The organism is Microbacterium sp. Leaf159 (assembly GCF_001423615.1).
Lineage (GTDB): Bacteria > Actinomycetota > Actinomycetes > Actinomycetales > Microbacteriaceae > Microbacterium.
Genome location: NZ_LMOU01000002.1, coordinates 262,331 through 275,541, shown reverse-complemented (window position 1 = coordinate 275,541; position 13,211 = coordinate 262,331). Strand labels below are relative to the sequence as shown.

Here is a 13,211-nt window from a genome sequence, read left to right as displayed (position 1 = left end):
AGGCCGGCGCCCCTCGGGGTGCCGGCCTCTTCGTCACGCTGTGGTGCGGATCACTCCTGCGGGGCGGGCGCCGCCGTGTCGGTCGGGACCGGCGTCGGCGCTGCCTTCTCGGCGGTGGGCACGAGGTCGGCGTAGTACGGCAGAGAGCCGTCGAGCACGGGGACCTCGGTCTTGGTGCCTGCGCCGTCACCGGACTGGAAGTGGATCTCGATCGTGGCGCCGGGCATCGTGTCGAGGCCGTCGATGCGCAGCGGCTCCTCATCGGCGCCGAAGCTGACGGTCTTGCCCGCGGGCACCGTGACGGTGAACGGGTCGAGGCCCGCGACGGTCATCGTGAGCGTGGCCTTCTCGGTGGTCGGGTTGACGACCGCGCCGATGAAGTTGCCCACGGAGCCGTCTTCGTTCGCGACGATGAAGGCGTTGCGCACGTCGATCGGTCCGTCGGAGTCGGAGACGTTGACGCCGTCCGACGCCGAGTACTCGATCTTCGTCGCCTGCGGCGAGATGAACGTGCAGCCCGTCGCGCCGAGAAGAACGAGGGCGCTGATGGCGGCAGACGCAACAAGGCGCGATTTCACGGGTCCTCCTGAGGTCCGACGGGATATCCGCATCCCATTCTATGCGCATGCGAGGGGGCTGCTGAGGACGTGGGGGCGCGAACCTTAGCGCATGTCCCCTGTGGTATCCTTGAGGTTGCCGAAAGGACAAGTTTTTATGCTTTTTGAGGTTGGCGAAACTGTCGTCTATCCGCACCATGGCGCTGCGACCATCATCGAGGTCAAGGAGCGCATCATCAAGGGTGAGGCGAAGAAATACCTGAAGCTCAACGTCACGCAGGGAGACCTCATCATCGAGGTGCCGGCGGAGAACGTCGATCTTGTCGGGGTCCGCGATGTGATCGGCCGTGAGGGGCTCGACCATGTGTTCGAGGTGCTCCGCGCTCCGTTCACCGAAGAGCCCACGAACTGGTCGCGCCGTTACAAGGCGAACCTCGAGAAACTCGCCTCCGGTGATGTGATCAAGGTGAGCGAGGTCGTGCGCGACCTGTGGCGTCGTGATCAGGACCGCGGTCTGTCGGCCGGTGAGAAGCGGATGCTGGCGAAGGCTCGTCAGATCCTCATCTCCGAGCTGGCTCTCGCAGAGAAGACCGACGAAGACAAGGCGAGCGCACTGCTCGACGAGGTTCTCGCGTCCTGAGCGGATCGAGACAGGGCGGATGCTTCGGCATCCGCCTTTTTTCGTGCGCGCCGGTAACGTGAACCAGGTGAGCATGCTTCCCGTCCCTGACACCGCGATCATCGTCGTCGCCGCCGGCTCCGGCACGCGACTGGATGCCGGAGCGCCCAAGGCGTTCGTCGGCATCGACAGCCATTCGATCCTCCGCCACGCGCTCGACGGCGTCTTCGCAGCCGCACCCGCGCAGGTCGTGGTCGTCGCACCCGCGGGATTCGAGGGCGATGCCGAGACGGAGCTGCGTGCCGCGGCCGGCGACCGGATCGATCTCGGCAGCGTCGTCACCGGCAGTGACACGCGCCAGCGATCGGTGGCGGCCGGGCTCGATGCACTGTGGGGCGACATCACGCGCGTGCTCGTGCACGACGCGGCGCGCGCGCTGACTCCTCCCGAGGTGATCGACGCGGTCGCCGCGGCCGTCGACGGTGAGATCGGGATCCTCCCGACGCTTCCCGTGGTCGACACCCTGAAACGCGTGGACGGCGAGGCGGTCGTCGGACCGATCGATCGCTCGGAGCTCGCCGCGGCGCAGACGCCGCAGGGCTTCCCTCGTGCACTGCTCGAAGCAGCATACGAGGCCGCGCTCTCGTCCGGTGTCGAGTACACCGACGATGCGGCCCTCTACGCGGCCGCCGGTCATCCCGTCCGTCAGATCCCCGGATCGGCACGCGGATTCAAGATCACCACCGCAGCCGATCTCGAGCGGGCCCGGCACCTGCTCGCCGCAGTCGCCGAGACCGCTGCAGAGGCTCACGCCGCTGCCCCCGTTCCGTGGAGTGGACCTCGGGTCGGGCTCGGGACGGACGTGCACGCCTTCGGCGGCGACGGCGATCTGTGGCTGGCGGGCCTCGAGTGGCCGGGGGAGCCGGCGCTTTCCGGGCACTCCGACGGCGACGCCGTGGCGCACGCGATCGTGGATGCGCTGCTGGGAGCCGCGGGGCTCGGCGACATCGGCGAGCACTTCGGAACCGCTCATCCCGAGTACGCCGGGGCGCATGCCGAGGTCTTCCTCGCGCGCACCAGGGAGCTGCTGGAGGACGCGGGCTTCGCGATCGGAAACGTCTCTGCGCAGTTCCAAGGCAATCGACCTCGGTTCAGCGCCCGCCGAGCGGAGGCCGAGCGGGTGTTGTCCGCGGCACTGGGCGGTGCGCCCGTGTCGATCACCGCGACGACCACCGACGGACTCGGATTCCCCGGACGCGGTGAGGGGATCGCCGTCACCGCAGTGGCGATGGTGCATCCGCGCTGAGCCGGTGCATCGCGAGTGCGGGAATGCAGCGGCATCCGCGTTCGTTGTCGGAGAGCGTCGCGCGGTCGTCTCGCGACGAGGAGGAGGCATCATGAAGGTCCTGATCATCGGAGCCACCGGACAGGTGGGTCGCACAGCCGTAGACGCGCTGGCGGGACACGAGGTCGTCTCGGTCTCGCGCAGCAGCGAACCGTCGGTCGACGTCACCGACTCGGCATCCATCGAGCGCCTCTTCGCCTCGGTCGGACAGGTCGATGCTGTGATCGTCGCGGTCGGGGAGGTCCCGTTCCGCCCGCTCGGCGAGCTCGGCCGCGCCGACTACGAGTCGGCGTTCCGCGGCAAGGTGCTCTCGCAGCTCGACGTCGTGCGCATCGGCACGCCGTACGTGCGCGACGGCGGATCGATCACGCTGACGTCCGGCATCCTCTCGCGCGAGCCCATCGCCACCGGAGCCGCCGCGTCGCTCGTCAACGGCGCCGTCGAGTCGTTCGTGCTCGCCGCCTCCACCGAGCTGCCCCGCGGCCTCCGCATCAACGCCGTGAGCCCGTCGGTGCTCGAGGACGCCCCGTCGTACCACTCGTCGTTCCCCGGCTTCGTGCCCGTGTCGTCGCATCGCGTCGGACAGGCGTTCGCGAAGAGCGTGCTCGGGGTGCAGACGGGGCAGGTCTTCCCGGTCGACTGACCCGGCAGGCACCGATCCGCCGGCCCGACACCGCACCCAGTCTTCGGAATCGGCGGCCCGGTAAGCTTGTGCGGTGACTCTCCGCCTCTACGACACCCGCGCACAGCAGCTGCGCGACTTCGTGCCTCTCGATCCCGAGAACATCACGATGTACGTGTGCGGACCCACGGTGCAGTCCGGACCCCACATCGGGCACGTCCGCGCTGCGCTGAGCTTCGACCTCCTCCGTCGCTGGCTGACGCATCGCTTCGGACGGGTCACGTTCGTGCGCAACGTCACGGACATCGACGACAAGGTGCTCGCGAACGCGACCGATGTCGAGCCGTGGTGGGCGCTGGCCTACCGGATGGAGCAGGAGTTCACGGCGGCGTATGCCGGCGTCGGCATCCTCCCGCCGACCTACGAGCCCCGAGCGACCGCATCCATCCCGCAGATGCAGGAGATCATCACCACCCTGATCGACCGCGGTCACGCGTATCCGGCTCCTGACGGCTCCGGCGACGTCTACTTCGACGTCCGCTCGTGGCCCGAGTACGGATCGCTCACGAACCAGTCGGTGGATGCCATGGAGGCGGCGGAGGACGCCGACCCCCGTGGCAAGCGCAACCCGCAGGACTTCGCGCTCTGGAAGGGCGCGAAAGCCGACGAGCAGGCGGATGCCGTGTGGCAGTCGCCCTGGGGCGCGGGGCGTCCCGGCTGGCACATCGAGTGCTCCGCGATGTCGAAGCGGTACCTCGGTGCGGAGTTCGACATCCACGGCGGCGGTCTCGACCTGCGCTTCCCGCATCACGAGAACGAGCTCGCCCAGTCGACCGCTGCCGGCGACGGCTTCGCACGCTACTGGGTGCACAACGGCCTCGTGACCGTCGGCGGACAGAAGATGTCGAAGTCGCTCGGCAACTTCACGCTCGCGAGCGATGTGCTCGCCGAGCGCGATCCGCTCGTGGTGCGTTACGCCCTCGCCGCCGCGCACTACCGCTCGAGCCTCGATCTCACCGAGTCGTCGTGGACCGAGGCCGAGGCCGCGCTCGGGCGGATCCGCTCGTTCCTGGAACGGGGAGATCGGCTTGCTCCCGCCCGGTGGGCGGAGCACAAGGAAGGGCTGCCCACGGCGTTCTGGGACGCGATGAACGACGACCTCGGAGTGCCGCGCGCGCTCGCCGCGATCCACGACAGCATCCGCTCCGGCAATGCGAAACTGGATGCAGGGCAGTTCGACGAAGCTCGGCAGGACGTCTCCGACGTGCACGACATGACGGCCGTGCTCGGCATCAACCCGCTCGCACGCGAATGGAGCGACGGGGGTGGCGGTGCCACGGCATCCGCTCTCGACACGCTCGTGCAGACGATGATCACCCAGCGCGCGCAGGCGCGCGCTGACAAGGACTGGGCGGCGGCCGATCGCATCCGTGATGCGATCGCCGCCGCAGGAATCACGCTGGAGGACTCTCCGGCCGGAACTCATTGGAGTATCGATGGCTAAGCCACAGCGCCCCGGCGCGAACAAGGGAAACAAGAAGGGCCCCACGAAGGGCACCGGCGGAATGGGGCGCAAGTCGCTCGAGGGTCGCGGACCGACCCCGAAGGCCGAGGATCGCGCCTGGCACCCCGCCGGCAAGCGCAAGGCTGCGGCCGAGCGCTACGCGGCATCGGGTGGAAAGGGCAAGCCGGGGCAGCGTCAGACCTCCGGCGGCAACCCGAACCGCTCGGCCCGCTCGAAGGACAACACCACCGAGGTCGAGGTCGTCACCGGCCGCAACTCGGTGCTCGAGGCCCTGCGCGCGAAGATCCCCGCGTCGGCGTTCTACATCGCGCAGCGCGTCGAGATGGACGACCGCGTCAAGGAGATGCTGTCGATCGCCACGAACCGCGGCATCCCGGTGCTCGAGGTCACGCGTCAGGAGCTCGACCGCATGGCCGGCTTCGACGGCGTGCACCAGGGCGTCGCCGTCAAGGTGCCCCCGTACGAGTACGCGCACCCGCAGGACCTGCTCGAGGCCGTGATCGACAAGGGCGAGGTCCCGCTGTTCGTCGCCCTCGACGGCATCACCGATCCCCGCAACCTCGGCGCGATCATCCGCTCGACCGGAGCCTTCGGCGGCCACGGGATCATCCTTCCGCAGCGTCGCTCGGCCGGTGTGAACTCGGCCGCATGGAAGACCAGCGCCGGCGCCGCCGCCCGCGTTCCGGTCGCCCTGGCGACCAACCTCACCACGCAGCTCAAGGAGTTCAAGAAGCAGGGCGTCTTCGTGCTCGGCCTCGACGGCGACGGCGACGTGCTGCTGCCCGAGCTGCAGCTGGCAGACCGCCCCGTCGTGATCGTCACCGGATCCGAGGGCAAGGGGCTCTCGCGCCTCGTCGCCGAGACCTGCGACCAGATCGTCTCGATCCCGATCTCGGCAGTGACCGAGTCGCTCAACGCCGGCATCGCGACGTCCGTCGCGCTGTACCAGGTGTCGTCGATCCGCAACGCGAAGAAGTAGGGGAGAAGCTCATGGCTCGCATCGTCGTCCTCGGAGGAACCGGCTACGCCGGACGTCACATCGTCTCGGAGGCGGTGAGCCGTGGCCACGAGGTCGTCTCGGTGTCGCGCTCCGAGCCGTCGAACCCGGTCGAGGGCGCGCGGAACGTGCAGGGTTCTGTGCTCGACCTCGCGACCCTCGGCGACGTCTTCGACGGTGCGGATGCGGTCGTGTCGGCGCTGTCTCCCCGTGGCGACATGGAGAACTCGGTGCTCGACGCCCTTCGGGGGCTCGTCGAGAAGCTGAGCGGCTCGAAGACCCGCATCGGCGTGGTCGGTGGTGCCGGCGGCAGTCTGGTGGCTCCCGGCGGCCCTCGGCTCTTCGACCTCGACTTCCCCGAGGAGTACAAGCACGAGGCGCAGGTCGGCATCGACTCTCTCGCGCTGCTCGAGTCGACCGACGAGTCGCTCGACTGGTTCTTCATCCACCCGGCAGAGGTCTTCGGACCCTGGGCCGAGGGGGAGCGCACCGGGCACTACCGCGACGGCGGCGACGTCCTCGTGCGGGATGCGGACGGCAAGTCGTTCATCTCGGGCGCCGACTTCGCGATCGCTGTGGTCGACGAGGTCGAGCGCGGTGCGCACCGTCGCGGGCGCTTCACCGTCGGGTACTGAACCGCGCAGAACACGATCAGACGAGGTCTCGCCAGTCGATCTCGTCGTCGTCGTCGGTGATCGGGTTCGCACCCGTGATCACCGGCAGGCTCATGGTCTCGGTGGGCGGACCCATGATGGTCGCCTCGTCGCGCCGGTGCCGCAGCACCTCGTTGATGTAGCTCGTCAGAACCTCGGCGAGCGGCACGGAGCGTCCCTGCGCCTGCGACAGGTACCAGCGGTGCTCGAGCACCTGGTGGAACACCTCGGCGGGTTCGAGCTTGGCGCGCAGCTCCCAGGGGATCGCGCGCACGACGGGCTCGAACACCCGGGTCAGCCATTCGTGCGCGTACATCTCCTCGTCTGCCCACTGCTTGGTGGATCGGGCGCGGAACTCGTCGAGGTCGTTGAGCAGGCGTCGGGCCTGGTTCTCCTCGACATCGAGCCCGGTCAGGCGGATGAGGCGCCGCTGGTGGTGCCCGGCATCCACCACCTTCGGCTGGATCTCGACGACCGTGCCGTCGGCTGTGGTCGACATCGACATCTCGTCGATGTCGAATCCGAGCGCGTTGAGACGCTCGACGCGCTCGGTGATGCGCCAGGTCTCGGCCGAGGCGAAGGACTCCTGCACCGTCAGCTCTGCCCACAGCGAGCGGTAGGACGAGACGATGCCGTCGGCGATCGCGATCGCATCGACGCCGTGCTCGAGGCGTCCGCCCGCGGCGAGGTCCATGATCTCGCCGGCGATGTTCGTGCGGGCGAGGTCGAGGTCGTAGGCGCGCTGGCCGTCGGTCAGACCCTCCTCGTGCAGCTCGCCCGTCTCAGCATCGACGAGGTATGCCGCGTAAGCGCCCGCGTCGCGCCGGAAGAGGGTGTTCGAGAGTGAGACGTCGCCCCAGTAGAAGCCGACGTTGTGCAGACGCACCAGCAGCACGGCCAGGGCGTCGACGAGGCGTGTGGCGGTGTCGGGGCGCAGCACCCGGGTGAACAGGGCCCGGTACGGCATCGAGAACCGCAGGTGCGACGTCACGAGCGCGGCCGGAAGAGGTTCGCCCGCGGCATCCGTCCGCCCGGCGATCACTGCGACACGGTCGACGCACGGGATGTCGAGGCGTGCGAGGTTGCCGAGCATCTCATACTCGCGCTTCGCCATCTCGTCGGTCGTCTCCTTGACCGCGACGACGCGGCCGGAGAGATCGGCGAACCGCACGAGGTGGCGGGAGAGGCCCTTCGGCAGCGACACGATCTGCTCGGACGGCCACTTGGCCAGTGTGGTCGACCAGGGGAGGGCGAGCAGCCCAGGGTCGATCGAGCTCGCGGTGATCCGCAGCGCATCCTGCATGGCTCTCCAGACAGTGGGTGAGAAAAGCAGAAGCGGCGCGGGCGACCGAAGTCAGCCCGCGCCGCGTCTGTGGATCCGATCAGGCGGAGACGATCGGCTTGTCGTTCAGGCGCACACCCGACTCGATGTCGAACGCGTGCACGTGGCCCGCGTTCGCCGCGAGGGTGACGGTCTCACCGGCGTTGGGGTGGCTGCGACCGTCGACACGGGCGACCAGGTCGGCGCGCTTGCCGTTGATCTCGGTGTGACCGTAGAGGTAGCCGTCGGCGCCGAGCTCCTCGACGAGGTCGACGACGACCGAGAGGCCCTTGCCATCGGCCGGGCCGACGGTGATGTCCTCGGGACGCACGCCCACGGTGACCTGCGAGCCGTTGGCACGGCCGACGGTGTCGCGGTCGAGCGGGACGACCTCGGTGCCGAAGCGGATGCCGCCCTCAGCCAGGTCCGCCGAGAACAGGTTCATGGCAGGCGAGCCGATGAAGCCGGCGACGAACACGTTCTCGGGCTTCTCGTACAGGTCGCGCGGCGAGCCGACCTGCTGGAGCAGACCGTCCTTGAGGACTGCGATGCGGTCGCCCATGGTGAGAGCCTCGGTCTGGTCGTGCGTGACGTAGACCGTGGTGACGCCCAGGCGACGCTGCAGCGACGCGATCTGGGTGCGCGTCTGGACGCGGAGCTTGGCGTCGAGGTTCGACAGCGGCTCGTCCATGAGGAAGACCTGGGGCTGACGGACGATCGCGCGACCCATCGCGACACGCTGACGCTGACCACCCGAGAGGGCCTTCGGCTTGCGGGTCAGGTACTCCTCGAGGTCGAGCAGCTTGGCAGCCTCGAGAACGCGGCTGGCGCGCTCTTCCTTGCCGACGCCGGCGATCTTGAGCGCGAAGCCCATGTTCTCGGCGACCGTCATGTGCGGGTACAGCGCGTAGTTCTGGAACACCATCGCGATGTCGCGGTCCTTCGGCGGCACGTCGGTCACGTCGCGGTCACCGATGAGGATGCGACCGGCGTTGACCTCTTCGAGGCCGGCGAGCATACGCAGCGAGGTGGACTTTCCGCAGCCGGAAGGGCCGACGAGAACGAGGAATTCGCCATCGGCGACCTCGAGGTTGAGCTTGTCGACAGCCGGGCGGGTTCCGCCGGGGTAGAGGCGGGTGGCCTCGTCGAAAGTCACAGATGCCATTGTGTTTCTCCTTCACCGGCAGGTACGTGCCGGACGATCCGTAGTGATAGAGCGGCGGAGTGATCCGCCGTGACCCCTCATTGGGTCGGGTTCAGTATGCCAGAAACCTGTCTATCTGGGTATTTCTCAGCCTGGCTGGTTAACATCGTTCTCGGCCGCTTAACGCGGCGTTCGCCGCCCGAGTGGCGTCCGGGGCCACCCTGCCCCCCTGAGACTGTCTAGAGGAACGATGTCGAGCGACGAGACGCCGAACGTCCCCAGCCCTCGCAATTCGCGTGAGGTCGTGCGGGAGAAGGCACAGAAGGTGCATGCCCAGCAGTCGAGGGCGCGCGTGATGCGACGGATCATCCTCGGCGCCATCGCCGTGGTCGCCGTCGGAGCGATCGGCACCGCCATCACCCTCGCCGTCTCGGCGCAGGTGTCGAAGCCGCAGCTCACGCCCGGCGGCATGGACGACGACGGCATTCTCGTCTCGGACATCAGCGCGACCGCAGCCTCCGACGAGGGCGTCGCCGCTCCGAGCCCCGACGAGACCGAGGCCGGAGGCGAGGCGACGCCGACCCCCGCACCGACGACCTCGAGCACCGTCGACATCCACATCTACGTCGACTACCTGTCGCCGGATGCCGGTGAGTTCGAGCGCGCGAACGCTCGCCAGCTCGTGAACTGGATCACCGAGGGCGCCGCGACCGTGACCTACCACCCGGTCGCGCTGCTCACCGCCAGCTCGAACGGCACCAAGTACTCGCTGCGCTCTGCCGCGGCGGCAGCGTGCGTCGCGACGCACTCGCCCGCGCAGTTCTACGCCTTCAATCACGACCTGCTCGACGACCAGCCCGAGGTGAACACCGACGGCTTCTCCGACGCGCAGCTCGCGGACATCGCCGGCGCCGTGGGCTCGGACAATGTGAAGAGCGTGCGCTCCTGCATCGAGAACCAGGATTACGTGACCTGGGCGAAGGAAGCCACCTCGCGCGCCCTCGAGGGCCCGCTCGTCGGCTCGGACGACCTCGTGCTGACCGCAGCACCCATGATCGTCGTCAACGGCGAGGCTTACGTCGGTGCGCTCGACGACCCGAGCGAGTTCTCGCAGTTCGTGCTGACCGTCGCGAGCGACGCGTACTACGCCACCGAGTCGCCCAGCCCGACGCCGACTCCCACCCCGACCACCACGCCGTAGTTCTCGGCACCAGTCACCCGTCGCTAAGCTGGGTGGCACCCGCCGACTTGGCGCAATTGGTAGCGCACCGTACTTGTAATACGGGGGTTGCAGGTTCGAGTCCTGTAGTCGGCACCGCACACGAGGGCCCGCATCCCGGATGGAAACACCGGGGATGCGGGCCTTCGTCGTTCTCCGGCCGCTCGTCATCGGCCGCCGCATGACATTCGGCGTCACACGCGAAATAGTGCGCGGGGGTCATGGGTTGTCCCGAGTATGACTCGTATCGGAAACAGTGACCTTGACGTCTTCCCCCTCTCGCTCGGTGGCAACGTGTTCGGCTGGACGGCCGACCGCGACGCATCGTTCGCCGTGCTCGACACGTTCGTCGACGGGGGAGGCGACTTCATCGACACCGCCGACGCGTACAGCGCGTGGGTACCGGGCAACTCGGGCGGTGAGAGCGAGACGATCATCGGGGAATGGCTCGCCTCGCGCAAACCCGAGGGCGTGGTCGTCGCCACCAAGGTGAGTCAGCACCCGGAGTTCAAGGGACTCGCGGCCTCGAACATCCGCAAGGCTGCCGAAGCGTCGCTGGGCCGCCTCGGGGTCGACACGATCGACCTCTACTACGCGCACTTCGACGACGAGACCGTGCCGCTGGAGGAGACCGTCGGGGCCTTCGGCCAGCTGGTGGCCGATGGCCTGGTGCGCAATGTCGCCGTCTCGAACTACAGCGCCGACCGCATCCGCGAATGGGTCGAGATCGCCCGCCGCACCGGCGTCGCCCTGCCCGTCGCCGTGCAGCCTCACTACAACCTCGTGCACCGCAACGACGTCGAGGAGACGATCATCCCGGTGGCCGAGGAGTTCGGTCTCGGGCTCGTGCCGTACTACTCGCTCGCGAGCGGATTCCTCACCGGAAAGTACCGCTCTGCCGACACCGAGGGGCAGACCTCGCCCCGTGCCTCGGGTGCAGCGAAGTACGCCACCGAAGCGGGTCTGCGCATCATCGACACCCTCGAGCAGATCGGCGACGCGCACGGCGCCTCGATCGCCGCGACCTCGCTGGCGTGGCTGCGCGCCCAGCCGACGGTGGCTGCTCCGATCGCCAGCGCCCGCACCGTCGAGCAGGTGCCGGATCTCCTCGCCGGCGCTCGTCTCGAGCTGACCACCGACGAGGTCGACGCGCTCGACCGCGTGTCGGAGTGGACTCCGGCGAAGGCCTGACAGACTCGCGCCCTGCCCTCCGGCTCACGAGTCGGAGGGTGGGGCGTCGTCGTCGATGAGTCCGAGCCGGTGGGCGAGGATGACCAGATGGATGCGGTCGCGGGCGCCGAGCTTCGCGAGCACGCGACCCACGTGCGTCTTCACCGTCGACTCGCTGACGAACAGAGCCTGCGCGATCTCGGCATTCGTGAGCCCGCGCGCGATCTCGAGGAACACGTCCCGTTCCCGATCGGTGAGGTCGGTCGTCGGGTCGTCTATCGTGACGGTCGGCTGTACGGGAGAGGCGCCCAATCCCGGAGTCACGTGCTCCAACAGCATCCGGGTGACCCTCGGCGCGAGCGCCGCATCTCCTCGGTGGATGGCGCGGATGGCCGAGATCATCTCGTGACGTTGCACATCCTTCAGCAGAAACCCGCTGGCACCCGCACGGATCGCGCCGAACGCGTACTCGTCGAGATCGAACGTGGTCAGCACCAGAACACGCGTCTCGGGGTGCGCGCGGACGATCGCCTCGGTCGCCGCGATGCCGTCGAGCCCGGGCATCCGGATGTCCATCAGTACGAGATCGGGCTGTAGCGCCGCAGCCTGAGCGATGGCCGCGTGACCGTCCTCCGCCTCGCCGACCACCACCATGTCGGCCTCGGCCTCGAGCACCATTCGGAACCCGAGTCGGATGAGCTGCTGGTCGTCGACGAGCAGGATCGAGATCGAGTCGGTCATCGTCTGTCCTTCAGGTCAGGGGCGGTGAGTTCGTCCGGTTCGGGCTTCGTCGGAAGCTCGGCGCGCAGCACCCATCTGCCGCCCTCGAGCGGCTCGGAGACGACGCTTCCCCCGGCGTGCGCGGCGCGCTCAGCGAGACCCCGCAGGCCGAATCCCGATGTCCCGACCGGACCCGTGGCGCCGTCGTTGACGATCTCGGCCGTCACCGCATCCGCCGTGTACACGAGTCGGACGGCGATCGACGTCGCACCCGGTGCGTGCCGCATCGCATTGGTGACGCCCTCCTGCACGATGCGCCCGACAGCATGGGCGGCGGCGGGCGAGAGGTCGGCTCCGCCTGAGACCGAGAGCGTCACCGGGTAACCTGCGCGCTGCGCGTGCGCGACGGTCTCCTGCGGAGGCGTCGGTGCCAGGGGCGCGAGAGGCAGAGGAGAATCGTCGGCTCGCAGGACGCCGAGCATCGCTCGCATCTCGGTGAGGGCGCTGCGGGCCGTCTCAGCCGAAGCCGTGGCCGCAGCCCGCGCCTGGTCGGGGTCGGAGGTGGCGGCGGCGCCCTCGGACAGCGCGACGATCACGGTCAGCGAGTGCGAGACGATGTCGTGCATCTCGCGGGCGATGCGTGCGCGCTCTCCGGCGGCCGCGAGCTGCGCCTGCTGGTCGCGCTCGACGAGCAGTTGCCGGGACCGGTCGATCACGGCGGCCAGATAGCGTTTGCGGCCTCCCACGTTGACGCCGATGAGCGTGCCGATCAACCCGAGCACGAGCGACATGATGACGGCGTTCGCGGCGATCTGCAGCGTGATGACGCCGGTGAGCGTGAGCAGCCCGCCGAAGGCCGCGAGCGAGGCGAGTCCTATGCCGAAGCCCGTCCACGCGGATCGCGACGAGCGATACACCGCCAGGGAGTAGCAGGTGACGAGCAGCAGCGGCGAGCCGATCGGCTGCAGCGCGAACAGAAACCCGGCCTCGAGTGCGAAAGAGGCGACGAACGGTACGAGCGGACGTCGTCGCCGCCACAGCAGAGTGGTGCAGGCGGCGAGGACGGACGCGGGGACCAGGATGGCCACCCCGATGGCGAGTGGCGCGGGCAGGTCGTTCGTGATGACCCCGGCGGGAACCAACGAGAGCAGCAGGCACACCAGGGCGATCAGGACGTCGGCGACCACCGGATGCCGCGCCCAGAAGCGTCGAAGGACCCCCGGCGGACGCGGCAGCCGCAGCGCCTCGTCCTCGCGGACTGAGGTGCTGCGGCTGCGCGTTCTGCTCACCGGCCGACTCTACGCGGCTGCATCGCGGAT

General features: G+C 68.7%; 13 protein-coding genes and 1 tRNA gene. 9 read left to right on the top strand and 5 right to left on the bottom strand.

The window, feature by feature from the left end; genetic code table 11:
* Positions 1–50: 50 nt before the first annotated feature.
* Positions 51–578, bottom strand: a complete 528-nt coding sequence (locus tag ASF80_RS14965; protein WP_056312598.1) for a hypothetical protein — start codon at positions 576–578, stop codon at positions 51–53.
* Between the two features lie 136 nt (positions 579–714).
* On the opposite strand from ASF80_RS14965, the gene ASF80_RS14960 reads away from it, so the two are divergent.
* From ASF80_RS14960 to ASF80_RS14935, 6 genes are all read left to right on the top strand, one after another.
* Positions 715–1,197, top strand: coding sequence for a CarD family transcriptional regulator (locus tag ASF80_RS14960; RefSeq protein WP_056312597.1), 483 nt, complete (start codon positions 715–717; stop codon positions 1,195–1,197).
* Positions 1,198–1,270: 73 nt separating this feature from the next.
* A complete protein-coding gene (ispF, locus tag ASF80_RS14955) occupies positions 1,271–2,482 on the top strand; it encodes a 2-C-methyl-D-erythritol 2,4-cyclodiphosphate synthase (protein ID WP_414845962.1) in 1,212 nt (403 codons plus the stop codon).
* 91 nt (positions 2,483–2,573) lie between these two features.
* Positions 2,574–3,164 carry a short chain dehydrogenase gene (locus ASF80_RS14950; RefSeq protein WP_056312595.1) on the top strand — a complete coding sequence of 197 codons (591 nt, stop codon included), beginning with the start codon at positions 2,574–2,576 and terminating at the stop codon, positions 3,162–3,164.
* A gap of 73 nt (positions 3,165–3,237) precedes the next feature.
* On the top strand, positions 3,238–4,647 hold the full coding sequence (gene cysS, locus ASF80_RS14945) for a cysteine--tRNA ligase (protein ID WP_056312593.1): 1,410 nt from the start codon (positions 3,238–3,240) through the stop codon (positions 4,645–4,647).
* Positions 4,640–5,647 carry a 23S rRNA (guanosine(2251)-2'-O)-methyltransferase RlmB gene (rlmB, locus tag ASF80_RS14940; RefSeq protein ID WP_056312591.1) on the top strand — a complete coding sequence of 336 codons (1,008 nt, stop codon included), beginning with the start codon at positions 4,640–4,642 and terminating at the stop codon, positions 5,645–5,647. The genes cysS and rlmB overlap by 8 nt, the downstream gene beginning before the upstream one ends.
* Positions 5,648–5,658: 11 nt before the next feature.
* Positions 5,659–6,300 carry an NAD(P)-dependent oxidoreductase gene (locus tag ASF80_RS14935; protein WP_056312589.1) on the top strand — a complete coding sequence of 214 codons (642 nt, stop codon included), beginning with the start codon at positions 5,659–5,661 and terminating at the stop codon, positions 6,298–6,300.
* A 16-nt stretch (positions 6,301–6,316) separates the two neighbouring features.
* Here the strand turns inward: ASF80_RS14935 and ASF80_RS14930 are convergent, their stop codons facing one another.
* Positions 6,317–7,621 carry a DUF4032 domain-containing protein gene (locus ASF80_RS14930; RefSeq protein WP_056312587.1) on the bottom strand — a complete coding sequence of 435 codons (1,305 nt, stop codon included), beginning with the start codon at positions 7,619–7,621 and terminating at the stop codon, positions 6,317–6,319.
* A 79-nt stretch (positions 7,622–7,700) separates the two neighbouring features.
* Positions 7,701–8,804 carry an ABC transporter ATP-binding protein gene (locus ASF80_RS14925; RefSeq protein WP_056312585.1) on the bottom strand — a complete coding sequence of 368 codons (1,104 nt, stop codon included), beginning with the start codon at positions 8,802–8,804 and terminating at the stop codon, positions 7,701–7,703.
* A 229-nt stretch (positions 8,805–9,033) separates the two neighbouring features.
* On the opposite strand from ASF80_RS14925, the gene ASF80_RS14920 reads away from it, so the two are divergent.
* From ASF80_RS14920 to ASF80_RS14910, 3 genes are all read left to right on the top strand, one after another.
* Entirely contained in the window at positions 9,034–9,984 is a 951-nt protein-coding gene (locus tag ASF80_RS14920) for a DsbA family protein (protein ID WP_056312583.1), read from the top strand.
* A 41-nt stretch (positions 9,985–10,025) separates the two neighbouring features.
* Positions 10,026–10,098 (top strand) — tRNA-Thr (locus ASF80_RS14915).
* Positions 10,099–10,239: 141 nt separating this feature from the next.
* Positions 10,240–11,193: an aldo/keto reductase gene (locus ASF80_RS14910; protein ID WP_056312581.1), complete on the top strand. Its 954-nt coding sequence runs from the start codon at positions 10,240–10,242 to the stop codon at positions 11,191–11,193.
* 24 nt (positions 11,194–11,217) lie between these two features.
* Here the strand turns inward: ASF80_RS14910 and ASF80_RS14905 are convergent, their stop codons facing one another.
* Both ASF80_RS14905 and ASF80_RS14900 read right to left on the bottom strand, forming a co-directional pair.
* Entirely contained in the window at positions 11,218–11,913 is a 696-nt protein-coding gene (locus tag ASF80_RS14905; RefSeq protein WP_056312579.1) for a response regulator transcription factor, read from the bottom strand.
* A complete protein-coding gene (locus ASF80_RS14900) occupies positions 11,910–13,181 on the bottom strand; it encodes a sensor histidine kinase (RefSeq protein ID WP_056312577.1) in 1,272 nt (423 codons plus the stop codon). Before ASF80_RS14900 ends, ASF80_RS14905 begins: the two co-directional genes overlap by 4 nt.
* Between the last annotated feature and the right edge of the window lie 30 nt (positions 13,182–13,211).